Consider the following 22,959-nt stretch of genomic DNA (forward strand, 5'->3'; position numbering starts at 1 on the left):
ACCGGGACCACGCAGCATTGCATATGGTGGCAGGGTGTCGCGCGTGGTTAAGCAGGCTCGTGGGTCAGCTGTGTGCGCAACTCTTCGGTTTCTTGCCGGGCATCTCGGAGGCCATCCATGGCCGCGCGCAATTCTGCTTCGGTTTGGGCTAACTGATTTGTCAGTTCGGCTTCGCGCTGTTGCAGATACGTGATGGCTTGGTCGCGGGTTTCTTCGGCTTCATGCAGCTCTTGGCTCATCCGATCTAATTGCGCGACATCATCGGCAGCAACGCGGCTAAACCGATGCGCAATCCAATTCGCGAACCACCCCAAACAGAATGCCACGAAGAGAATGATCGCCGTTGCCACGACAAACTCTGTTCTACTCATCGCCTTGTCCTTCCAGACCTTCACCTGACTCAATATCGCCGGAATCGGCGGCGTTTTCCAGCGCTGTTTCGCCTTGTGGTTGAGGAATAGGAGGGCCAATCAGGCGAAATTCGATGCGACGGTTGGCTTCACGGCCTGCTTCGGTGTCATTTGCAGCTATGGGTTGTGTTTCGCCATAGCCTTTCGCGAGGAACGCACTGGTGAGCACGCGACGGGCGCGCAGCTCGTTCAGCACTGATTCTGCGCGCGCCTGACTAAGCGATAGGTTCATTTCTTCGCGGCCCTGGCTGTCGGTGTGGCCCTGAACCTCTAGGCGAATATCACCGCAATGTTCCACCACTTCGGCGATGCGATCCATGGTGCTTAATGCGCTTTCGTCTATCGTGGCGCTGCCGGGTTCAAAGGTGATCTTGGCTGCGGCGGTAATCGCCCCGATATCGGCCTCGCATTCCTGCGGCGTTGGCAGGCCCGCGATGGGGTCCAGCGCCTCAACGTAGACCACGTCAATGTCGTAGGTGGTGTCTTGGCCAAACTTGCTGACCATAAACTGGGCCACGGCGGCGCGAGCATTTTGGTTGCCTGTTTTGCCAGACAGTTTGATGGCCTCGGGGGTGACGGTTACGGCGCCATTGTGCAAAAATGCGAGCGCCTGTATCCCCGTCAGCACCCGCGCAGACCAGTCAACGGGCAGGCCATCTACCACACGCGCGGCGGTATACACGTTGTTAGATCCGAACTTTGCCCGCGCAAAACTGTCGGCGGCGTTGCGCATTTTGTCATCCGATAGACGCCCGCGCAATTGCACCTGCCCTTCGGGGCTAAGTGTCGCCAGAAATTCGACGGGGCCTGATGTTGGGTCTGGCGTTTTGGGCAGTACAGGAAAGAGCGCAAAGACCTCGGGCAGGCCGGTTTCCAATTCGCCGGTCACCCGGTCAAACAGCTTTTGGTCGGTGCCTTCAACGGCCACCAGCGTCACGTCGGCATCCGAAAATGTCACGCTGCCTGCGCCCAGTTCCGCAAGGGCCTTGATGCCGGTTTCAACGGCCTGCGCCCAGTAGGGCGAAGGCACGCCCATGCCGATGGTGCAGGCGTTGGGTGCATCTAGCCCGGCAGCTTGTGCGGCCGCGACAATGCGCTGCTGTGCGGCTTCGGTATCCGCAGAGCACGCGTCGAAATGCGGGCCTGCATCGTTCATCACGAAACGCAGCGTAAAGGGCGTGATCACGGGCCGGGGGGCTGTGATATCCAAGGTCAGTTGCAGGTCCGGCGGGGCGTCATGGATCAACGCGGCCTCTAGTGCGGTTTTGGCGGCGATGTCATCGGTGATGGCGGTCACATGGACCTGACCGGCCGTCACCGACACTTTGGCGCGGGGCAGATCTTCGATGGCGTCGATGGCGAAATCAAGCGCGTCTTCCCAGCCGGCGGGCGCAGGGTAATCGGCGGTTTCCAACAGGTCTGTCACGGGCAGGTGGCTCATGTCGGCGAACCCGTCGACCATGGCGTCACGGTCGGTGGATTGGGGGATCAGCCCGATGATCGATAGCCCGGCGGTGTTGCGCAGAACCTCGGCAGAAAACGTAGGTGGGGTGATGGCGTCGGCGGCTTCGACGTGCATGTCGTCAATGACGCGGGCCGCATCTACGATTGTCCCAGCGGCGGTCAGCGCCCGAAATCGAAGGGCCTCGGTGGGGGCGGTGCCCGATAGCATCACGCGTAACCCGTCTGCTTCGACCTCGGCCCAAACCAAGGCGTTGGTGTCCAGCGCGTCACGCACGCCGATTTCTGATGCATCTTCAACCAGCTGCACCGATGCATTGGCCGCGACCAAGGCGGCCACGGCGGCTGTTACAAAAAGCGAAGCGGTCAAGACAGTAGCGGGCAAAGTCATGGCACCTGTTGGTCTGAGTGCGGGATCCCTTTGTGATACGCGCCCCGGCCGCAGGTTTCAATCATACCAGCAACGCCGCCGCGAAAAACAGCAGCGGGATCATGCCGGTATCGCGGTTTGCGCGAAACAATCCTAGCAATTTTGCGTTATTGTCGATGTCGAGGCCGCGCAATTGCCACGTCATGTGCCAGCCCATCGCCCAAGGGCCCACCAGCGCCAGCATCATCGCCAACACCGAAGGGTGCGGCAGCGCGCTAAAGATCACGGCAAGACCCATCAACCCGACCGTCGCGATCAAGAACCGCCGCAGCCACGCGCCGGTTTTGTCGCCAAAAAGCCGCGCGGTGGATTTGATGCCAATCAGCGCGTCATCTTCGGTGTCTTGGTGGGCATAGATGGTGTCGTAGAATAGGGTCCAGGCGATGCCCGCCAGGTACAATACAATCGCGGGCGCATGCAGGGTGCCACTATGGGCCGCCCATGCCAGTAGCGCCCCCCAGTTGAACGCAAGGCCCAAAAACACCTGCGGCCACCATGTGAACCGTTTGGCAAACGGATAGACGGCCACCGGCAGCAACGCCAACACACCCAGCGCAATGGCCGCGATGTTGAAAGTTAGCAGAATGCAAAGCGACAACACAGACTGCGCGCACATCCAGATCACGGCGCCGGTCACGGTGACTTGCCCCGATGGTATGGGCCGCGACCGCGTGCGGTCTACCGCTGCGTCGAATTTGCGGTCGCTGATGTCGTTCCAGGTGCAACCGGCCCCACGCATCAGCCACGCGCCCATGGCACAGCCCACCGCGATCCACAGATCATACCAACCGGCGCGTTGGTCGTGCAGCATCGCCAGCGCCAGCCCCCACCAGCACGGCAACAGCAACAGCCATGTCCCGACGGGGCGGTCGGCGCGGCTAAGCCGCAGGTAGGGGCGCGCCCATGCGGGGGCCACTGTATCAACCCAATTGTCAGGAACGGCATCCGCGACGGAGCCATCTGGCGCAGGCGTAAGGTTTTGCATATGTCTCTCTCATGGATGAACAGGTGACAGCCAAAATCAGGCTTTATGTAGAGCATGCCTTGCAGCAGGGGCAATCGGTTCCAGTGTCGCGGGACCAGGCGCATTATCTTTTTGGGGTAATGCGGTTGGATGTGGGCGCGCAGGTGTTGCTGTTTGACGGGCACAGCGGTGAATGGCTGGCTGATGTCGTCGAGGCGGGCAAACGGCGCGGGGTCTTGCAGGTGGTGCAGCAAACGCGACCTTTGCAAATGCCGCCTGATCTGTGGTTGCTCTTTGCCCCGATCAAAAAGGCGCGCACCGATTTTATCGTTGAAAAAGCTGTTGAAATGGGCGCCGCGCGGGTCGTGCCAGTGCAGACGGAGTATACCAACGCGGGCCGCGTTCAACGCGACCGGTTGCAGGCCCACGCGGTAGAAGCCGCCGAACAATGTGGCGGCACCTTTGTGCCTGAGGTCGCGCCACTGGTGCGATTCGACCGGATGTTGGCCGATTGGGGCACAGACCGGCAGATCATGTTTTGTGATGAAACCCAGCTGGCGCTGAAACCTGCGTTGCCCACAACACGCGGGCCATGGGCGATTTTGATCGGGCCAGAGGGTGGGTTTTCCCCAGCAGAACGGACCCGTTTGCGCGGGTTTGATCAGGCGCACCCTGTGTCGTTGGGGCCACGGGTGTTGCGGGCTGATACGGCGGCCGTGGCGGCCTTGACCCTGTGGCAGGCCGCGTTGGGGGATTGGGTATGATCCGCCCCGAAGCACGCGCGCAGCTGATGCGTTGGCGCGAGGCCCTTGCCGGTGGGGCATGTGTGGCCTTGGGCGCGTGGTGGTTGATTGGGCCGGGTCGGTTGTTGGTCTTACCAGCGGTGGCGTTGATGGTCGCTGGCGCTGCGCTGATCTGGGTTGGCGTGCAGCGCGCACGGTTTCGCAGCAGCGGTCAGGGGCCCGGCACCATCCGTGTCGACGAAGGCCAAATCACGTATTTCGGGCCGTTGACGGGGGGCGTTGTGGCGCTGCGCGAATTGCGGGTGCTGGCGCTGGACCGCGGGCAGCATCCTGCCCACTGGCGATTGACGCAAAACGGCCAACCCGATCTGCTGATCCCAGTGAATGCAGACGGGGCAGACGCCCTGTTTGATGCCTTTGCGACCCTGCCGGGGTTGCGTACACAGCGGATGTTGCAGGCGCTGCAAGGCACGGGGGGGCACATTATTGTGATCTGGCAACGTAACGGCACGCGGGTGCCTGTTCTCGGTGTGCATTGACACAACCGGAAAATCACCTCATCCCTGCACGTTGAACACATCTTTTGAATGAACGGAGCCTGCCTCATGTCTATCCCTCAATCCGGTGGCGGACCGATCACATCCCATGACCAACTTGCGCAGTATCTCGAAGACGGATGCAAGCCCAAGGATCAATGGCGCATCGGCACCGAACACGAAAAGTTCGGCTATTGCAAAGACACGCTCAAACCGCTGCCCTATGAAGGCGACAGATCCATCCGGATCATGCTGGAAGGGCTGCGCGACGGCCACGGCTGGGCCCCCGTCGAAGAACGCGGCAAGCTGATCGGGTTGGAAAAAGACGGCGCGAATATCTCGCTGGAACCGGGCGGGCAGCTGGAACTGTCGGGCGCCCCGCTCGAGACAATCCACGAAACCTGCGACGAGGTGAACGTCCACCTGCGCGAAGTGCAGGACGTCGCCGACCGGATCGGCGCGGGGTTTATCGGGCTTGGGGCGGCGCCGCAGTGGTCACATGATGACATGGATCTGATGCCCAAAGGCCGCTATGCGCTGATGAACGACTACATGACACGGGTCGGCAGCATGGGGCGCGTGATGATGCGGCGCACCTGCACGGTTCAGGTGAACCTCGATTTCGGGTCCGAAGCGGACATGGTGCAAAAGATGCGTGTGGGCTTGGCCTTGCAGCCTATTGCGACCGCGCTGTTTGCCAATTCACCGTTTTTCGAAGGCCGTCCGAACGGGCATAAATCATGGCGCAGCGTGTCTTGGCGCAACTTGGATGCGTCGCGCACGGGCATGTTGCCCTTTGTCTTCGAAGACGGTTTTGGCTTTGAGGCATGGGTGCAATATGCGCTGGATGTGCCGATGTATTTTGTCTACCGCGACGGCCAATATATCGATGCGCTTGGCCAGTCGTTCCGGGATTTCCTGCAGGGCAAATTGGCCGCACTGCCGGGCGAGATCCCGACGCTAAGCGATTGGGCAGACCATCTGACCACCGCCTTCCCCGAAGCCCGCATGAAACGGTTCATCGAAATGCGCGGGGCCGATGGCGGACCGTGGCGCAGGCTGTGCGCGTTGCCGGCGTTTTGGGTCGGGCTGATGTATGATCAGACGGCGCTGGATGCGGCCTGGGATCTGGTCAAAAACTGGGATATGGGCACACGCGATATGATGCGGGTGGCGGCCGCCGTAGATGGGCTGCAGGCCGAGGTGCAAGGGATCAAATTGCACGACATCGCTCGCGAGGCCGTGGCGATCAGTGCGGTGGGTCTAAAGGCCCGCGCGCGTGCGGGTGCAGGCGGTATGGTCCCCGATGAAACCCATTTCCTGAACGCCCTGCATGAAAGCGTGGAAACTGGCAAAGTCCCCGCAGATGAACTGCTAGAGCGGTATCACGGTGATTGGGGCGGCGATTTGGATAAGATCTACGCGGATTATTCCTACTGATCCGACACGTGACAATGTGACATGCCCGCAAAAGGCCGCCTTACTGGGCGGCCTTTGTTTTGCGCGGCACTAACATGTCGTCCGCACCGGATGCATCTTCGATCAGTACATCATCAGATGCATGGCGCGCCAGCGCGCGGGCGGCTTTTTGCACGCGTTCGGTGCGCAGCGGCGGCAAGGTCGGGGCGGCGTCGGCCATCGCGCGGGCGCGGGCAGGGGCGTTGGCGATGAGGTCAGGGATGATCACGGCCTCGGGCATGTTGTGCCAGTATTTCTTGGGCATTTCCGATGTCATCGCCTGCACCTTGAGGCGGGCCGGGTTAAAGATGTTGCGGAAATACGTGATCCAAAGCCCTTCGTTGGCGTCTTCGGGTAAGTCCGGGCGGGGTAGATCGCGCGAAAACCGCAGCGCCCCGTTTTCGAACATGGCAGAGACATCGGGGGTGAAAATGCACCAATCCATATCGGCGAACCGCCGGGCAAAAAATGTTGCGGTGGGCTCAATGGTGTGGTGCGTGGGCTCAAACCATGCGGCAAACCTGCGCCGCGTTGCGGTCTTGTCGCCAATCTCGCGAAACCGCACAAAGGCTTTCATTTTGTGCTGGCACCGATGCACTGCCTTTTCCATGCGCCGCAGGTCTGCAAGCTGCGGGTCGCCCCGGTCACGGATCAGGCCGGGCTGGGTCTGCAAACGCCACGCAAAGCGATAGAGCTGATCAAACCTGTCCGCGCGGCTGTGCCACACAACGGAATTTCCCAGCGACACAAACGCACGCGGGACGGTCACGGGACGTTGGGGCGGCGGCACGTCGGCGGGGGTGTCAAACAACCCCGATCCGTCGGTTTGGTCGGTCCAGCTCAGGGCCTCGGGCGGGACCTGCGCCGACAGAAACCCACGGGCGGCCGTGCGCCATGCATCTTGGGTGCCGATGCGGGGTAGGGTGACGCGCCCGGTCAAAACAGGCTCAGCTGTTCGGGGGGCGGCGCAAAGCGGGCGCGCAAATTGGCGCTGTCGGTCAGGGCGCCGGGGGTCCAACCGTCTGCCACAATAAACGACTGCGCCTTCTTGACGGACGCGCCGATGCGGATCAGATCTTCATAACGGATGCGCCGGTGCCGCCGGGTGCCCAAAATGCGCTTGACGGTTTTCACCCCGAACCCCGGCACCCGCAGCAGCAATTCGCGGCTGGCGCGGTTCACATCCACAGGGAAATCGGCCCGGTGCGCCAGCGCCCACGCCAGTTTTGGGTCAACGTCTAGGTCTAGGTTGCCATCCCGCGTGGTGCTGGTGATCTCGTCCAGCCCAAAATCGTAGAACCGCAGCAGCCAGTCGGCCTGATACAGCCGGTGTTCGCGTTGCAACGGCGGGCTGATCAGCGGCAAGCGTGACGACGCATCCGGTATTGGTGAAAACGCAGAATAATACACACGTTTCAGACCATAATTGCCATAAAGCCGCGTGGATTGCCCAAGGATCGTGCTGTCGTTGGCGCCATCGGCCCCCACGATCATCTGCGTTGATTGACCGGCCGGGGCAAAACGCGGCGCGCGGCGCCCGGTGTGGGTGCGATCTTTGGCGGCTTGCCGGCGCTTGCCCACATCTGCCATGGCCTGACGGATCTGATCGGGGTTCTTTTCGGGCGCGTATTGCCGGACGGACGCATCTGTCGGCAATTCCACGTTGATCGATAGGCGATCAGCCAACTGCCCGGCTTCTTCTATCAATTCAGGGGCGGCATCAGGGATGGTCTTGAGGTGAATATAGCCGCGAAAATTCTCTTCTTGGCGCAGTTTGCGCGCGATCCGAACCATATCTGACATGGTCGCATCCGGCGACCGGATGATGCCCGACGACAAAAACAGCCCCTCAATATAGTTGCGCCGGTAAAATTCGATGGTCAGGGTCACGACCTCATCCACCGAAAACCGCGCCCGCGGGACGTTTGATGACACCCGGTTGATGCAATAGGCGCAGTCATAGATGCAAAAATTGGTCATCAGGATCTTGAGCAGGCTGATGCAACGCCCATCTGGTGTGTAGGCGTGGCAAATGCCCGACCCTTCGTTGGAGCCCAGCCCCTTGCCATCGCGGCTGTCGCGTCGGGTTGACCCTGACGAGGCGCAAGAGGCGTCATATTTGGCCGCATCGCTAAGGATCGCCAGTTTGTCTTCGAGGGAGAGTCTTGCCATATGTTCATGTTATGTTCCAACTCTCTTTGATGCAAGCCCGTTCCAACAAGGGTAACGCCGTAAATCGTGTGAAACCGCCTAAATATTAGACGTTTGATGCCGCGCTGCAGCGCAGACTGACACAGAATGCAGTCGCCGGTTTACATCAGCCGCGCAGCCGCGCGATGTCGCCTTTATGTCAGCAAAGATGTCCATAATTGTCGTTGAGGCAGATCGTGACCGTGCGTTGCAGATCGTCGAAGGATTGCATCAGGCGGGTGCCTTTGAGGTGCAGGTGATCGCCGAGCCCACGCGGCTGGCGCAGGAAATCAAGGCGCGCCAACCTGATATGGTGTTGATCGACATCGCGGATCCGTCGCGCGACACCCTAGAAGAACTGGCGCTTGCGTCGGGTCCGTTGGACCGCCCCGTTGCGATGTTTGTGGACCGGTCCGAGGCGGGGCTGACCGATGCCGCGATCGAGGCGGGCGTATCGGCCTATGTGGTCGATGGGATGCAGCCCGCGCGGGTCAAACCGGTGTTGGATGCGGCCATCGCCCGGTTTCGGATGTTTCAACGGATGCGCGCTGAATTGGCCGAAACCAAACGCGCGCTCGAAGAACGCAAGCTGATTGACCGCGCTAAAGGCATGATCATGAAGGCCCGCAACGTCGAAGAAGACGCCGCCTATGCGATCTTGCGCAAAGCCGCGATGGATCAGGGCAAACGCGTGGCCGACATTGCCGCGGCGCTGGTCACGGCGGCAGGAATTTTGTCATGAGAACGTCGGCGTTATCCGTTGGGTTTATCCCGTTGGTCGATGCGGCCCCGTTGATTGTGGCACAAGAAATGGGGTTTGCCGCGCAAGAGGGCATCTCGCTTGACCTGCGCAGCGCGCCGTCGTGGTCTAGCCTGCGCGACATGCTCAGCTTTGGGCAGGTGGACGCCGCACATATGTTATCGACGGTGCCGGTGGCCTGCGCGATGGGGGTGGGCGGCGGCGGCACACCTTTGGCGGCGGTGTCGGTGTTGTCGGTCAACGGCAATGTGGTCGGGGTCAAACGCGAGCTGGAAGACCGGCTGCGCGACAATGGATACACCTTTGATTTCAAAGACGCGCGTGCGGCGGGGCTGGCGTTAACGCAGGCCAGCAATGGACCGCTGCGCATTGGTGTGCCCTTTCCCTTTTCGATGCACGCCGAACTGATTTATTACTGGTTGGCCGCGCTGGGGTCTGCTGCGCGCGATCAGATCCAGATCAAAACTGTGCCTCCGACCTTGATGGCCGAAGCCATCGCGGCAGGTGAGATTGATGCGTTCTGCGTGGGCGAACCTTGGGGGTCGCGCGCGGTCGAACGGGGGCAGGGCGCCTTGTTGTTGCCGGGGGCCGCGATCTGGAATTTCGCCCCTGAAAAGGTACTGGCAGTGCGGCAGGACTGGGCGGACACAGAACAATCGTTGTTGTTCCGGTTGATCCGGTCTGTCTGGCGGGCGGGGCGTTGGTTGGCCGAAGAGGGGTCAACCTTGCTGGCCGCAGAGCTGCTTAGCCGGCCTCAATACCTAGACCTGCCGCCCGAGATGATAGAACGCGCGCTGACGGGGCAGTTGACCATCAACGCCGCAGGCGCAGAACGCCGCACCGATCAGTTTCTGGAATTCAACCGGGGGGCCGCAAATTTCCCGTGGCGCAGCCAGGCGGAATGGATCGGGCACCAAATGGCATTGCGCACGGGCGCAGATCCGGCCGGTGCACGCATCGCGGCAGCGGGGGTCTACCGGTCTGATTTGTTCCGCGCAGCGCTTGAGGGCACCAGCGCCGATTTGCCCGGCGCATCGTCCAAGATCGAAGGCGCGTTGGGTGATGATACCGCCGTTGCCTCGGCGGGTGGCCGTGTGATTCTGTGCCGTAATCAGTTCTTTGATGGGCGCACATTTGAGCCGCAGTGCTGAAATCTGCCTGTAAATTGTGCAAATTCGAGGCTGTGCATGCTGCGTCGCAGAAAAGTAGACGAAATCCTCATAGTTTCGCTTGATCGCGTGGCCTTTGACCGGGCATCACTGTCCCACAGGTAGGCAACGATGCCCACTGACGACATATTCCCTACGCTAGGGATTTACTGAGCAAAGCCGCTCGACCAGACCCGCCATTCTCCTCCCCGGCGGTTCAGGTCGGCGGCTTTTTTTGTTTGCCCGGATGCCGGGCGCGAAAGCGAAAGGCTTTGAAATGAAACGCATTATTCTAGGTCTGGCCACCGCAGCCACGATCACGGGACCCGCAGTCGCGCAGTCCTTAGAACTGGAAAAAGACGAACTGACGTTCGGATTTATCAAACTGACAGATATGGCGCCGCTCGCTGTGGCGTATGAAAACGGGTACTTTCTGGACGAGGGTCTGTTTGTCACGCTCGAAGCGCAGGCCAACTGGAAGGTCCTGTTGGACGGTGTGATTGGCGGGCAGCTTGACGGCGCGCATATGCTGGCGGGCCAACCGTTGGCGGCCACAATCGGCTTTGGCACCGAGGCCCATATTGTCACGCCCTTTTCCATGGATCTAAATGGCAACGGCATCACCGTGTCGAACGAAGTGTGGGAATTGATGAAGCCGAACGTCCCCAAAATGGACGACGGACGCCCGCAGCACCCGATTTCTGCCGAAGCACTGGCGCCTGTGGTTGAAAAGTTTCGCAACGACGGTCGGGCCTTTAACATGGGGCAGGTTTTCCCCGTGTCGACCCACAACTATGAACTGCGGTATTGGTTGGCCGCAGGTGGGCTGCACCCCGGATATTACAGCCCTGAAAACGTGACCGGCCAAATCGCCGCCGATGTTTTCCTGAGCGTGACGCCCCCCCCACAAATGCCCGCGACGCTAGAGGCCGGCACCATTCATGGCTATGCGGTGGGCGAGCCGTGGAACCAGCAAGCGGTGTTTAAGGACATCGGCGTGCCGGTGATCACAGACTACCAGCTGTGGAAAAACAACCCTGAAAAGGTGTTTGGCATCACGGCAGAGTTTGCGGAAAGTTACCCCAACACGACATTGGCGCTGACCAAGGCGCTTATTCGCGCCGCGATCTGGTTGGATGAAAACGACAACGCCAACCGGGCCGCTGCGGTCGAAATGCTAAGCCAGCCTGAATATGTTGGTGCGGATGCGGATGTGATCGCGAATTCCATGACCGGGTTCTTTGAGTTCGAAAAGGGTGACAAACGCGACATTCCGGACTTTAACGTCTTTTTCCGCCACCACGCGACGTATCCTTTTTATTCGGATGCGATCTGGTACCTGACGCAGATGCGCCGTTGGGGTCAGATTGATGCGGCAAAAGACGACCAGTGGTATCATGATGTGGCCAAAGATGTGTACAAGCCTGCGATTTACCTCGCAGCGGCGCGTTTGTTGGTGGACGAAGGTCTCGCCAACGAGGCTGACTTCCCTTGGGACAGCGACGGCTACAAAGCACCGACGCCTGCTGCTGATATCATCGATGGTATCCCCTACGATGGCCGTGCACCCAATGCCTACCTCGATACGTTGCCGATTGGCCTGAAAGACGGTCAGACGGTTGTGGGAACCGAAATTCAAGGATGAATTACGGCTTTCCGGGGGGCGTCTTGGTCTCCCGGAGACCCCCCTTGAAACCTCCGCCCGTCTTACCCGCCAAATGACTATAGCCCGTTGACCCCCTTCAGGAGCGTCCCAGATGACCACCGTTGACCCGGATTTCGCCACCCAAGAGGCCAAGGAAGCGCGCCGCGCGCGTCTCTTTACCCGCATAAACAAAGCCGACAACTGGTTTCAGGTGCTGGGCCTTGCCTGGGTCACCCCGATCCTCAAGGCTGTCGCGGGGGATAACCCGCGCGCCCAGATGAAAGACCTGTGGCGGCTGGCGGCGGTACCACTGTTGGCTATCTTTGCATTTTTGTTGATGTGGGGCACCTTGGCGCCCAAGGTGCAGACCTCGTTGGGGGCGGTGCCCGGGCCTGCGGCGGTGTGGGCCGAAATGGTCAACCTGCACGAAGACGCGAAAGCCAAAGGCGTTAAAGAAGCAAAATTCAATGCAATGGTCGAAAAGCGCAATCAAAAACTGATTGCCGACGGGCGCGCGGATCAGGTTAAGAGCATCGCTTACACCGGCGCTCCCAGCTATTACACGCAGATCTGGACTTCGATCAAAACCGTGTTCTTTGGGTTCCTGATTGCCACCGCGTTTGCCGTCCCCTTGGGGATCGCCGCGGGCCTTTCGCCGACGGCCAATGCGGCGCTAAACCCGCTGATCCAGATCTTCAAACCGGTGTCGCCGCTGGCGTGGTTGCCGATTGTAACTATGGTGGTGTCTGCGGTTTATGCCACCAACGACGGGCTCTTTTCTAAGTCGTTCCTGATCTCGGCCATCACCGTGACACTGTGTTCGTTGTGGCCCACGTTGATCAACACCGCATTGGGGGTTGCCAGCATCGACAAAGATCTGGTGAACGTATCCAAGGTGTTGAAAATGAACACCTATACCAAGATCATCAAACTGGTCTTGCCCTCTGCCTTGCCGCTAATTTTCACCGGGTTGCGTCTGTCGCTGGGTGTGGGCTGGATGGTGTTGATCGCTGCTGAAATGCTGGCGCAAAACCCCGGCCTTGGCAAATTCGTCTGGGATGAATTCCAAAACGGGTCGTCCTCTAGCTTGGCGCGGATCATGGTTGCTGTTTTCACCATCGGGGTCATTGGGTTCTTGCTCGACCGGGTGATGTTCACGCTGCAATCGCTCTTTACCTTCACGAACAATCGGTGAGCGGCATGGGTATTTTGACATTCAATAAGGTCTCGAAGTCATACGGCGAAACGGTGGTGTTGAAAGACATCGACCTGACCGTGAAAGAAGGCGAATTCCTTGTGATCCTTGGGTTTTCCGGCACCGGAAAAACCACGCTGATCAACATGATGGCGGGTCTGGACACACCAACAACCGGCGCGGTGACCTTTCGCGACAAGCCGATTACCAGCCCCGGACCGGAACGTGGCGTGATCTTTCAGAACTATTCGTTGATGCCGTGGTTGACCGTCAGTGGCAATGTGCGGCTGGCCGTTGATACGGTGTTCCCCAAGGCATCAGGCGCCGAAAAGGCAGAAAAAGTCGCACGTTACGTTGATATGGTCGGGTTGGGTCACGCCGCCCACCGCCGCCCTGCCGAATTGTCGGGTGGCATGCGCCAACGGGTCAATGTGGCCCGCGCCTTGGCGATGAACCCCGAAGTGTTGTTGCTGGACGAACCCCTGTCGGCGCTGGATGCGCTGACCCGTGCCAATCTGGCCGACGAGATCGAACACATCTGGCAAGCGGACCGCAAGACATGCGTGTTGATCACCAATGATGTCGATGAGGCCATTGTGTTGGCCGACCGCATCATCGCCCTGACGCCCGAAGGCACGCTGGGCGCTGAATTCAACGTCAGCATTCCGCGCCCGCGCGACCGCACCGCGATGAATTCCGATGCTACGTTCAAGGCTCTGCGCGCCGAGGTCACGGGGTATCTGATGGACGTGGGGATCGAGGCCAAGGTCGAAGGCACCCGCGTGTTGCCTGATGTCACCCCGATCCACGGGGTGCCTGCTGCCGTGGCCAAGGCGCAATCGGGGATGATCGACAACCGGTTCCTTGATTTCAGCCAATTGCACAAGATCTACCCAACGCCCAAAGGTCCGCTGACGGTGGTCGAGGATTTTGACCTTAAAATCGACCGGGGGGAGTTCATTTCCCTGATCGGGCATTCGGGGTGCGGGAAATCTACGGTTTTGACCATGGCTGCCGGCCTCAATGACATCTCAAAGGGGGCGATCAAACTTGATGGTCGTCACGTCGAAGGCGCCGACCCAGAACGCGCCGTGGTGTTTCAGTCGCCTAACCTGTTCCCTTGGCTCAGCGCCAAGGAAAACGTGGCGATTGGGGTGGACAAGGTCTACCCCAAGGCCAGCCGCGCCGAACGGCAGGATGTGGTGGAATACTACCTAGAACGTGTCGGGTTGGGTGATGCGATGGATAAATCTGCCGCAGATCTGTCCAACGGGATGAAACAACGTGTGGGCATTGCGCGCGCCTTTGCTCTGAGCCCCAAGCTCCTGTTGTTGGACGAACCTTTTGGCATGCTCGACAGCCTCACCCGGTGGGAGCTTCAAGAGGTCCTGATGGAGGTGTGGTCGCGCACCAAAGTTACCGCGATTTGCGTCACCCATGACGTCGACGAGGCGATCTTGCTGGCAGACCGCGTGGTTATGATGACCAACGGGCCGCAAGCGACGATTGGCAAAATCACCAAGGTTGATCTGCCCCGGCCACGCACCCGCAAGGCGCTGCTGGAACACCCAGATTACTACACCTACCGGCAAGACGTGCTCGATTTCCTTGAGGAATATGAGCACGGCAACACCTCCAAGGCGGATAAGAAACCCGCCCCCAAACCCATAGCGGCGGAGTAAGCACATGACACAGAAACTGATCGTCATAGGGGCCGGCATGGCATCCGGGCGGGTGCTAGAGCACCTGACAGACACCGATCGTGACGCCTATGATATCACGCTGTTCAACGCGGAACCGCGCGGCAACTACAACCGCATCATGTTGTCGCCCGTGTTGTCTGGCGAAAAAACATATGAGGACATCGTCACCCACGACGATGATTGGTACGCCGAGGCGGGCGTGACCTGCCGGTTTGGCGAAAGCATTGCAGCCATCGACACGCAGGCCAAAACGGTCACGTCGCAATCGGGCGATGTGTTGCCCTATGACAAGTTGCTGTTTGGCACCGGCTCGACGCCCTTTATGATCCCGTTGCCTGGGCATGATCTGGACGGCGTGATCGCGTATCGCGATCTAGAAGACACGCAAACCATGATGGCGATGGGCGCGAGCAGCCGCGTGGTTGTGATTGGTGGTGGTTTGTTGGGTCTTGAGGCCGCGGCGGGCATGGCGGCACGTGGTGCTGATGTGACCGTTGTGCACATCATGGGCCACCTGATGGAACGGCAACTGGACGAAGCGGCCGGGTACCTGTTGCGCAAATCGCTCGAAGAAAAGGGCATCACCATTCTATGTGGCGCCAATTCCAAAGAGATCGCAGGCGAGGATGGCAAGGTGCGTGCGCTGATGCTGGACGACGGCACAGAACTGCCCTGTGATCTGTTGGTGATGGCGGTGGGCATTCGCCCCAATGTGGCGTTGGCGCAGGCGGCGGATGTTGCTGTGGGCCGTGGTATCCATGTGGATGACCAGATGCTGACATCGGTGAACGACGTATTGGCCGTGGGTGAATGCGTGGAACATGACGGGGCGGTTTTTGGCCTTGTGGCGCCGCTTTATGATCAGGCCAAGGTGGCTGCCCAAACGTTGTTGGGCCAAGATGCGGCCTTTGTGCAAAAGAGCATCTCGACCAAGCTTAAGGTCACGGGCTGTGATCTCTTTAGCGCCGGTGATTTCGCCGAAGGCGAGGGCCGCGAAGACATCGTGTTCCGCGACCCCGGACGCGGCATTTACAAACGTTTGGTCATTGAAAACGACCGTTTGATTGGTGCGGTGATGTATGGCGACACGGCAGACAGCAACTGGTTCTTTGGGTTAATCAAAGACGGCACCGACATTGCCGATATGCGCGAAACGCTGATCTTTGGCCCGGCCTATCAGGGGGGATCCCCCGTGGACCCGCTGTCAGCCGTTGCAGCATTGCCGCCTGACGCGGAAATCTGTGGCTGTAACGGCATTTGCAAAAGCACAATCACCGATGCCATCGCGGGCGGCGCTACCGATCTGGGCGCGATCCGCGCGACAACCAAGGCCAGCGCATCGTGCGGCACCTGCACCGGGTTGGTGGAACAATTGTTGCAGGTCACCTTGGGCGATGCGTTCAAAATGCCCACCACGCAACCTGTTTGCGGGTGCACGGATATGACCCACGAAGACGTGCGTCGCTTGATCAAATCGCAGGGTCTGAAATCGCAGCCCGCGGTTTGGCAAGAATTGGGGTGGAACACGCCCAACGGCTGCCATGTGTGCCGCCCTGCGGTGAACTTCTATCTGCTGGCGGATTGGCCGCTGGAATACCGCGACGACCCCCAAAGCCGGTTTGTCAACGAGCGCAAACACGCCAACATCCAGAAAGATGGCACATTTTCGGTGGTGCCGCGCATGTGGGGCGGGATCACCAACGCCGACGAATTGCGCGCTATTGCGGACGCCGCCGACAAATACGATGTGCCGACCGTCAAGGTCACGGGTGGTCAACGGATCGACCTGTTGGGCGTAAAGGGCGAAGATTTGCCCCATATTTGGGCCGATTTGAACAAGGCTGGTCTGGTATCGGGGCACGCCTATTCCAAAGGGCTTCGCACTGTCAAAACCTGTGTGGGCACGGATCATTGTCGCTTTGGCACGCAAGACAGCACCGGTTTGGGGATCAAGCTGGAGCGTTTGTTGTGGGGGTCTTGGACGCCGCATAAACTGAAACTGGCCGTATCGGGGTGCCCGCGCAACTGTGCCGAAGCCACCTGCAAGGACATCGGTGTAATCTGTGTCGATAGCGGCTTTCAGATCAGCATCGGCGGTGCGGCTGGCATGGACCTGAAGGAAACCGAACTGTTGGTGCAGGTGCCCACCGAAGAAGACGCGATAGAGGTCATTATGGCCGTGACCCAAGCCTACCGTGAGGGCGCGAAATACCTCGACCGTCTGTACAAATGGTTGGCCAAGGTCGGCATGGATTGGGTCAAAGAACAGGTGGTGGATGACCTCGAGAACCGCCGCGCATTGGCAGAACGGTTTGAGCTGTCGCAAACCATATATCGCAAGGATCCTTGGGCCGAACATGCCGCTGAACCCGCGTCATTTGCCCCCCTTGCCAACCTGACACTGGAGGCTGCGGAATGAGCTGGATCGACGTTGGTCATATCGATGACATCCCCCTACGCGGTGCGCGGGTTGTCAAAACACCCGTCGGCTGTGTCGGGTTGTTTCGCACCGCCGAGGCGCAGGTTTTTGCCGCATCCAACACCTGCCCACACAAGGCAGGCCCCCTCAGCGAGGGCATCGTGCATGGTACCCGCGTGACCTGCCCGTTGCATAATTGGGTGTTTGATTTGAACACCGGCGAAGCACAGGGCGAGGACGCGCGGCTAGACACCTATCCGGTTCGGCTTGAGGCAGGGCGCATCCTGTTGGACGGGGCCGCCGTCGGCAAGCGGAGCGCGGCCTGATGGACGGCGCCTGCCTGCCCGAAGTTCGGTCAACCTGCCCTTACTGTGGGGTGGGGTGCGGCGTGTTGTTGCGCCCGGACGGGCAGGGCGGGCTTGCCGTGCGCGGTGACCCGGAACACCCGGCAAACCGGGGTAAACTATGCTCCAAGGGTACGGCGTTGGGCGAAACGGTCGGCATGGGCACGCGCCTTACGGCGCCGCAAATTGCGGGTCAAACCGTCAGTTGGGACACCGCATTAGATCAGGTCGCGACCCGGTTTTCGGACACGCTCGCACAACATGGCGCCGATAGTGTGGCGTTTTACGTGTCGGGTCAGTTGCTGACCGAAGACTATTATGTCGCCAACAAACTGATCAAAGGTTTCATGGGCTCGGCCAATATCGACACCAATTCGCGGTTGTGCATGGCGTCGACCGTGGCGGGGCACAAACGCGCGTTCGGGACAGACACAGTGCCCGGCACCTACGAAGATCTGGACGAGGCAGATCTGGTCGTGCTGGTGGGGTCGAACCTGGCGTGGTGCCACCCGGTGCTATACCAACGGCTGTTGGCGGCACGGGCCGCGCGCGGCACGCGGATTATTGTGATCGACCCGCGCCGCACCTCCAGTTGTGATCAGGCAGATCTGCATCTGGGGTTGGCGTCAGGCAGCGACGTGGCGTTGTTTAACCACCTTCTGGTCCAGATTTACGAGAATGACGCGCTTGATGAGACCTATCTCAAACATGTCGATGGGTTCGATGATGCCCTGCGCGCGGCCTATTCCGATGACGTTTCGGTCACAGATCTGGACCCTGCGGATATCGCCCGGTTTTGTGCCGAATGGATCGGGTCTGAAAAGGTCGTGACTGTCTTTAGCCAAGGGGTGAACCAATCAATCGCGGGGGCCGATAAGGTCAACGCGATCCTGAATTGCCACCTTGCCACCGGTCGGATCGGCCGCCCCGGCATGGGGCCGCTGTCGGTCACCGGGCAGCCCAACGCGATGGGCGGGCGCGAAGTGGGCGGTTTGGCGAACATGCTGGCCAGCCACCTCGACCTAGAAGATGTCGATCACCGCGCCGCCGTGCGCGAATTTTGGGATAGCGCGCCCTTGCCGGATGCGCCCGGCCTCAAAGCCGTCGATATGTTCAGGGCGGTCGAGACGGGTCAGATCAAGGCGTTGTGGATCATTCACACCAACCCCGCCGTGTCGATGCCCGATGCAGACCGCGTCTCGCGCGCGATTGCTGCGTGCGATTTCACCGTGGTCAGCGACATCACCGCCCAGACCGATACCGCGCGGCTGGTGGATGTGCTGTTGCCTGCCACTGGGTGGTCCGAAAAGAGCGGCACGGTCACGAATTCCGACCGCACGATCAGCCGCCAACGCGCGGCGGTGCCCGCGCCGGACGGCCCGCGGGACGATTGGGCCATTTTGGCCGATGTCGGGCGGCGCATGGGGTGGGTCGATGCGTTTGATTACGCAGGCCCCGCCGAGATTTTCCGTGAACACGCCGCCCTGTCTGGCATTGCCGGGTCCTTTGGGCTGGATTTCGATATATCGGGGCTGCAAACGCTGGACGACACCGCCTATGACGCGCTGGACCCCACCCGTTGGCCGGTCAGCGGTGCCAAAACGGGGGGGCGGTTCTTTGCGCAGGGTGGGTTTTACCACGCCAATCGTCGCGCCAAGATGTTGCCGCTGCAGTGGTGCCCACCGGCCAGCAAAACCGAACCGCGCTATCCGTTCCGGCTCAATACCGGGCGCATCCGTGATCAGTGGCACACGATGACACGCACGGCCTTGTCGCCGCGGCTGTCGGCGCATTTGGCCGAGCCCTTTGTGGATATGCACCCCGATGATGCTGCGCGTTTGGGGGTGAAACCTGCGTCACTGGTGCGTCTGACCAGCCCCGAGGGGCAGGTGATTTTGCGCGCTCGCATCACGGATGCGCAACGCCCCGGCGACCTGTTTGCCCCCATTCATTGGACCGGCGAAACAGCACCCGCAGCGCGTATTGATACCGTTGTGGCCAGCCACGTTGACCCGGTCTCTGGGCAGCCCGAAAGCAAGGCTGCGGTGGTGGCTGCCGCCCCGTTTGAGGCCGCATGGTACGGGTTTGCAGTCTCGGGTCATGCCCTTGCGCCGCAGTGCGACTATTGGGCCCGGGCCAAAACGCGCGCAGGCTGGCGGGCAGAATTGGCGGGCGCGACACCGGTGCAAGACTGGGACGCGCAGGCCCGCGAGATGTTTAATTTGCCCCACGCGGATGTGCAGATCGTGCAAGACAAAGGCACCGGGGCCGCGCGGTTGGCGTTTATGGCCGATGGTGTGCTGATTGCGGCGCTCTTTGTGTCCCGCAAACCGGTGGCTGTGATGCGCGATTATCTGGCCGGTCAGGTGGATCAGCCGGTCACGGATGTGTTGACGGGGGTCCCACCCGCGGATCAACCAAACCCGGGGCCGATCTTATGTGCCTGCATGGACGTAGGCATCAACACCATCCTTACGGCGGTCGAAACGCAAGGGTTATTGACGGTCGAGCAGATCGGCGCGGCATTGGGTGCAGGGACCAATTGCGGATCTTGTCGCCCTGAAATTGCCGCGTTATTGACCAGCCGCCGCCTGGCGCAAGCCGCAGAATGATGCAAACCACCCAGCCCGTCCTATTCGGCGCAAGGAGACGCATGCCATGAAGAGCTTTCCGATGTTTATCCGCACGACGGGCCGTCGTGTTGTCATTTTGGGTGGGGGGGAGCAGGCCGCACAAAAGATGCGTTTGATCCTGAAATCAGACGCACGGATCGAAATCGCGGCCCCTTCACTGGACCCTGAACTGCAAAGCGTTGTGCAGGACGGCCGCGTGACATGGCACCAAGGCCCGATCACACCAGGGTTCTTTGAGGGCGCCGCAATGGGGTTCATTGCCACCGGTTGTCCGGGGTTGGACGCCAGCCTGCATGCCTTGGCGGGCGTTGCGGGATGCGCCGTGAATGTGGTGGACCAACCGCACCTGTGCGATCTGACTACCCCGTCGATTGTGGACCGTGACCCCGTTGTGGTGGCCATCGGCACCGAAGGCACGGCCCCGGTATTGGCCCGCCAGATCAAAACCAAGGTCGAAGAAACACTGCCGCCCACGTTGGGGGGGCTGGCGGCAGCTGCCGGACGGTTGCGTATGGCGGCGGCGGGCCGGGTGCCGCAATCGGGGCGCCGTGCGTTTTGGCGGTGGGTCTTTGATGGGCAACCGCGCCGTGACTGGGTGCGTGGGGCCGAACGCGCGGCCATTGATACCATCAAACGGGCCATTGCAAAGGGCGGCGCACCGGATGAAACGCAAGGGGGCTCCATCGCGTTGGTGGGCGCGGGGCCCGGCGCGCGCGACCTGTTGACCCTGCGCGCGGTGGCGCACCTGCAAGAGGCGGATGTGATCTTTTATGACCGGCTGGTGGACCCAGATGTCCTAGAACTGGCCCGCCGGGATGCGGAACGCGTGTACGTGGGCAAAGTCGTTGGCGCCAGCGCTTGGCCGCAGGACCGTATCAACGAATTGATCGTCACAGAGGCCCGCAAAGGGCGCCGCGTGGTGCGCCTGAAATCTGGCGATCCGGGTATTTTTGGCCGCGCGGGCGAAGAGCTCGCTGCGGCCCGCGCGGCAGGGGTGACCGTAGACATTGTGCCCGGTGTGACGGCGGCCTGTGCGGCGGCTGCATCCGCGGGGATCAGCCTGACGGAACGTGGCGTGACAAACGCCTTGGTGATGGCCACCGCGACGGGGGCAGATGGCAACGTTATTCCCGGTGCAGTCCGGCTGAGTGGGCCCGGCACCAGCACGGTGTTTTATATGGCGACGCGTCAATCGGCGCAGATAAAAACCGCACTTTTGGGGCAGGGTCTGCCTGCCGATGCGCAGTTTCGGTTGATCGTGGATGCGTCCAAACCGACCGAACGCCAGTTTGCGGGGCCCGTGTCCGAGCTAGACGTGATTGTCTCTCAGCACAACATCACGGGATGCGCTGTTATTTTGCTGACGTGGCCTTTGGACGCCGCCCAAACTGTGCCGCACCCACCGGCCGTGTTGGCGACAGTGACGGGTTAACGCGCTGCGTTACAGTTTGTTCAGCGGTACCTTTAGCGCCATGTTCCCGTCGCTATCACGCGGCACCTCGCCCGCACGGATGTTTACCTGAAGCGAGGGGATAATCAGCTTGGGCACAGCCAGTTGCGCGTCGCGTTCGGTGCGCATTTTCACGAAACTGTCGCGGCTGGCACCATCGCCCACATGAATGTTCGCGGTCTTTTGCGCGCCAATTGTTGTTTCCCACGCGATGGACCGCCCCCCGGGGCCATAGTCGTGGCACACAAACAGGCGCATGTCGTCGGGTAGTGCCAGAATGCGCTGAATAGAATCGTAGAGCGCGCCCGCATCGCCCCCCGGAAAGTCAGCCCGCGCTGAGCCACCATCTGGCATAAATAACGTATCGCCCGCAAAGGTGGCATCGCCCAGAATATGCACCATGCACGCGGGTGTATGCCCCGGTGTGTGCAACGCCACACAGTCCAACGTGCCTACTGTATAGCGATCACCATCCTTGAACAGCGCGTCGAACTGCGACCCATCGCGTTGAAATTCAGTGCCCTCGTTGAAGATCTTGCCAAAGGTGTCCTGAACCGTCTGGATATGTTCGCCAATGCCGATTTTGCCGCCCAATGTCTGCTGGATATACGGCGCGCCCGAGAGGTGATCGGCGTGCACGTGGGTTTCGATGATCCATTCCAGTTGCAGCCCTTGGGCGCGGACATAGGCGATGATCTCATCGGCGCAATCATAGCTCAGTCGCCCCGCCGCATAGTCGAAATTCATCACCGCATCGATCACCGCGCAAGCGGTGCTGTCGGGGTCTTTGACCACATAACTGATGGTGTTTGACTGCGGGTCAAAAAACGATTGCACCTGCGGGTGCTTGTCCATGTGAACGTGGGGCAAACTCATCTGGGCCTCTCTCGTTTTGCACCGTTGCATACCACATGCAGGCCGGTTTGTCTGCGGTTGCGCGCCGGGCGGTCAGTCCGGTTTTTGGGCCGGGTCGACGGGGCCGCCCTGTTCAACCCACGTCGAAAACCCTTCGCGCAGGTGTGCGGCGTCAAACCCCATGTCTTGCAAGGTGGCGACTGTCAGCGCCGAACGCCAGCCCGATGCACAGTGGAACACGTATTTTTTATCCTGCTGGCCAAAGACCTCTTTGAAGTAGGGGCTGTCTGGATCCACCCAAAATTCGATCATGCCGCGCGGCGCGTGCACCGATCCGGGGATCGCCCCTGTGCGTTGGCGTTCGCGAATATCGCGGATATCAACGATAACCACATTTGGGTCATCCACCAGTTTGATCAGATCTGGTGTTTCTACTTCTTCGATCCGCGCGCGCGCAGATTGCACCATCTGGGCGGCGGATGTTTTCAGCTGTGTCATAACATTAAGGTCCCGATTTTGGATGCGCTTACATCCATAGTGGGAGCAACATCTGTCAGGTTCAACCCGTTTGAGGCAGGCACAACCGCTCAGATGAAAGGCGGCTGCATCATGTGG

The 22,959-nt window shown here is 60.4% G+C and carries 18 protein-coding genes and 1 pseudogene; 12 read left to right on the forward strand and 7 right to left on the reverse strand.

Annotated elements, in window-relative coordinates; translation table 11 throughout:
- Positions 1-47: 47 nt before the first annotated feature.
- The 3 genes from ABJH13_RS13200 to ubiA all read right to left on the reverse strand — a co-directional run bounded on the left by ABJH13_RS13200 (position 48) and on the right by ubiA (position 3,286).
- Positions 48-371 (reverse strand): hypothetical protein, encoded by a 324-nt coding sequence (locus ABJH13_RS13200; RefSeq protein ID WP_348406680.1) that lies wholly within the window; start codon positions 369-371, stop codon positions 48-50.
- Positions 364-2,262 (reverse strand): OmpA family protein, encoded by a 1,899-nt coding sequence (locus ABJH13_RS13205; RefSeq protein ID WP_348406681.1) that lies wholly within the window; start codon positions 2,260-2,262, stop codon positions 364-366. Before ABJH13_RS13205 ends, ABJH13_RS13200 begins: the two co-directional genes overlap by 8 nt.
- A 61-nt stretch (positions 2,263-2,323) precedes the next feature.
- Positions 2,324-3,286, reverse strand: coding sequence for a 4-hydroxybenzoate octaprenyltransferase (ubiA, locus tag ABJH13_RS13210; RefSeq protein WP_348406682.1), 963 nt, complete (start codon positions 3,284-3,286; stop codon positions 2,324-2,326).
- A 23-nt stretch (positions 3,287-3,309) separates the two neighbouring features.
- Between ubiA and ABJH13_RS13215 the strand changes: the two genes are divergently transcribed.
- The 3 genes from ABJH13_RS13215 (at position 3,310) to ABJH13_RS13225 (ending at position 5,984) form a co-directional block, all read left to right on the forward strand.
- Positions 3,310-4,029: a 16S rRNA (uracil(1498)-N(3))-methyltransferase gene (locus ABJH13_RS13215; RefSeq protein ID WP_348406683.1), complete on the forward strand. Its 720-nt coding sequence runs from the start codon at positions 3,310-3,312 to the stop codon at positions 4,027-4,029.
- Positions 4,020-4,547, forward strand: coding sequence for a hypothetical protein (locus ABJH13_RS13220; protein ID WP_348406811.1), 528 nt, complete (start codon positions 4,020-4,022; stop codon positions 4,545-4,547). The genes ABJH13_RS13215 and ABJH13_RS13220 overlap by 10 nt, the downstream gene beginning before the upstream one ends.
- Before the next feature lie 66 nt (positions 4,548-4,613).
- Positions 4,614-5,984 carry a glutamate--cysteine ligase gene (locus ABJH13_RS13225; RefSeq protein WP_348406684.1) on the forward strand — a complete coding sequence of 457 codons (1,371 nt, stop codon included), beginning with the start codon at positions 4,614-4,616 and terminating at the stop codon, positions 5,982-5,984.
- Between the two features lie 148 nt (positions 5,985-6,132).
- On the opposite strand, the pseudogene ABJH13_RS13230 reads toward ABJH13_RS13225, so the two are convergent.
- Positions 6,133-6,942 (reverse strand): annotated as a pseudogene (locus ABJH13_RS13230) (TIGR03915 family putative DNA repair protein); the annotation flags it as partial.
- Complete coding sequence (locus ABJH13_RS13235) at positions 6,939-8,174, reverse strand: putative DNA modification/repair radical SAM protein (RefSeq protein ID WP_348406685.1); 1,236 nt, start codon at positions 8,172-8,174, stop codon at positions 6,939-6,941. The gene ABJH13_RS13235 and the pseudogene ABJH13_RS13230, both read right to left, overlap by 4 nt.
- 175 nt (positions 8,175-8,349) lie before the next feature.
- On the opposite strand from ABJH13_RS13235, the gene ABJH13_RS13240 reads away from it, so the two are divergent.
- The 9 genes from ABJH13_RS13240 (at position 8,350) to cysG (ending at position 21,471) form a co-directional block, all read left to right on the forward strand.
- Positions 8,350-8,934 carry an ANTAR domain-containing protein gene (locus ABJH13_RS13240; RefSeq protein WP_348406686.1) on the forward strand — a complete coding sequence of 195 codons (585 nt, stop codon included), beginning with the start codon at positions 8,350-8,352 and terminating at the stop codon, positions 8,932-8,934.
- Positions 8,931-10,103, forward strand: coding sequence for an ABC transporter substrate-binding protein (locus tag ABJH13_RS13245; protein WP_348406687.1), 1,173 nt, complete (start codon positions 8,931-8,933; stop codon positions 10,101-10,103). Before ABJH13_RS13240 ends, ABJH13_RS13245 begins: the two co-directional genes overlap by 4 nt.
- Before the next feature lie 274 nt (positions 10,104-10,377).
- Positions 10,378-11,745, forward strand: a complete 1,368-nt coding sequence (locus ABJH13_RS13250) for a CmpA/NrtA family ABC transporter substrate-binding protein (RefSeq protein WP_348406688.1) — start codon at positions 10,378-10,380, stop codon at positions 11,743-11,745.
- 112 nt (positions 11,746-11,857) lie between these two features.
- The gene (locus tag ABJH13_RS13255; protein WP_348406689.1) at positions 11,858-12,940 is read left to right on the forward strand and encodes an ABC transporter permease; all 1,083 of its coding nucleotides are present in this window, start codon (positions 11,858-11,860) and stop codon (positions 12,938-12,940) included.
- Between the two features lie 5 nt (positions 12,941-12,945).
- Positions 12,946-14,622 (forward strand): ABC transporter ATP-binding protein, encoded by a 1,677-nt coding sequence (locus tag ABJH13_RS13260; protein ID WP_348406690.1) that lies wholly within the window; start codon positions 12,946-12,948, stop codon positions 14,620-14,622.
- A gap of 4 nt (positions 14,623-14,626) precedes the next feature.
- Positions 14,627-17,062 carry a nitrite reductase large subunit NirB gene (nirB, locus tag ABJH13_RS13265; protein WP_348406691.1) on the forward strand — a complete coding sequence of 812 codons (2,436 nt, stop codon included), beginning with the start codon at positions 14,627-14,629 and terminating at the stop codon, positions 17,060-17,062.
- Entirely contained in the window at positions 17,059-17,388 is a 330-nt protein-coding gene (gene nirD, locus ABJH13_RS13270; protein WP_348406692.1) for a nitrite reductase small subunit NirD, read from the forward strand. The genes nirB and nirD overlap by 4 nt, the downstream gene beginning before the upstream one ends.
- Positions 17,388-20,018, forward strand: a complete 2,631-nt coding sequence (locus tag ABJH13_RS13275) for a molybdopterin-dependent oxidoreductase (RefSeq protein ID WP_348406693.1) — start codon at positions 17,388-17,390, stop codon at positions 20,016-20,018. Before nirD ends, ABJH13_RS13275 begins: the two co-directional genes overlap by 1 nt.
- A gap of 46 nt (positions 20,019-20,064) precedes the next feature.
- Complete coding sequence (gene cysG / locus ABJH13_RS13280; RefSeq protein WP_348406694.1) at positions 20,065-21,471, forward strand: siroheme synthase CysG; 1,407 nt, start codon at positions 20,065-20,067, stop codon at positions 21,469-21,471.
- Between the two features lie 9 nt (positions 21,472-21,480).
- Here cysG and ABJH13_RS13285 read toward each other — a convergent pair whose 3' ends face one another.
- Together ABJH13_RS13285 and ABJH13_RS13290 are read right to left on the reverse strand one after the other, a co-directional pair.
- Entirely contained in the window at positions 21,481-22,365 is an 885-nt protein-coding gene (locus ABJH13_RS13285) for an MBL fold metallo-hydrolase (protein ID WP_348406695.1), read from the reverse strand.
- Between the two features lie 72 nt (positions 22,366-22,437).
- Entirely contained in the window at positions 22,438-22,842 is a 405-nt protein-coding gene (locus tag ABJH13_RS13290; RefSeq protein ID WP_348406696.1) for a rhodanese-like domain-containing protein, read from the reverse strand.
- Positions 22,843-22,959: the final 117 nt, after the last annotated feature.

The organism is Roseobacter sp. (assembly GCF_039970775.1).
In the GTDB taxonomy this organism is placed as follows: domain Bacteria; phylum Pseudomonadota; class Alphaproteobacteria; order Rhodobacterales; family Rhodobacteraceae; genus Roseobacter.